This is a genomic window from Gordonia sp. i37, from assembly GCF_002043085.1.
In the GTDB taxonomy this organism is placed as follows: Bacteria; Actinomycetota; Actinomycetes; order Mycobacteriales; family Mycobacteriaceae; genus Gordonia; species Gordonia polyisoprenivorans.
Genome location: NZ_MVPX01000566.1, coordinates 1 through 1,042, shown reverse-complemented (window position 1 = coordinate 1,042; position 1,042 = coordinate 1). Strand labels below are relative to the sequence as shown.

At 63.3% G+C, this 1,042-nt stretch carries 1 pseudogene; it reads left to right on the top strand.

The window, feature by feature from the left end:
- A pseudogene (locus B1964_RS27860) lies at positions 1–842 on the top strand (DUF222 domain-containing protein); the annotation flags it as partial.
- Positions 843–1,042: the final 200 nt, after the last annotated feature.

The window sequence follows — 1,042 nt, the reverse complement described above, 5'->3', positions numbered from 1 at the left end:
CCTCCGGAAACTCTTGTCGCACTACTTCGCCGGATTCCCCCCCGCCGAGATCAACCTCTACTCGCAGCAGCTGGAGAACGAGCTGGCGGCCGAAACACCGGGCGGGTCACCGGCCGCCGAAGACAAGACGATCAACAGCTACACCGACCACATCACCGACGACGGACGACTGGAGATCTCGGCGAACCTCGACATCATCGCCGGGGAGAAGACCAGAACTCTGATGGAAGCGCTGTCGGCGCCAACACCCCAACCCGACCGCTCCCCGAACGCCCGAGCAGATCCGCGCCGCTGCGTTCGAAACCATCGTGGAGTTGGCGGCACAAGGCTTGGCCGACACCACCTTCTCAGCGAAACCGACCAACGGGTTGTTGTGGACCTGGTCGGCGGACAACCCGGCACTCGGCGGCGAGTTGCAGAACATGGGTGCCATCACCGAAGCCACCGCCCGAATGTTGTCGTGTGACACCACGATCACGAAAATCATGCTCGATCCCAACGGTGTACCGCTCAGCGTTGGCGAGGCGAAACGATTCTTCACCCCCGGACAACGCAAAGCACTACTCGTGCGTGATCGTGGGTGCATCAAATGCGGCGCCCACGCCGGACGCTGCCAAGGACACCACCTCGCGCATTGGAGTCAGGGTGGGCCCACCGACCTCGACAACGGCTGCCTACTCTGCACCAGCTGCCACGGCGATGTGCACCACCACGGATGGGACATCATCATGGGCTTCGACCGACACCCCTGGCTGATCCCACCCGCCAGCATCGACCCGAAACGACGACCGATACCGTCGTATCACCGGCGGACCATGCGACTCGACGACACCGCAGCCTGATCTGCCCTACTGCTTGATTCCCCGCACCCGGCCTGGCCGGGACCGCATCTGTTGTTTGAGAACTCCATAGCGAAACCCCACCCGATGATCGAGGTGCGCGTGCCACCGTGGCCCGGAATCCCGTTGACACAAGGGGTCTCGAGGCTCGTCGCTGGCGCTCCTCGGCACCTCGACCATCGGATGGGAAGGGCTGGAGCATT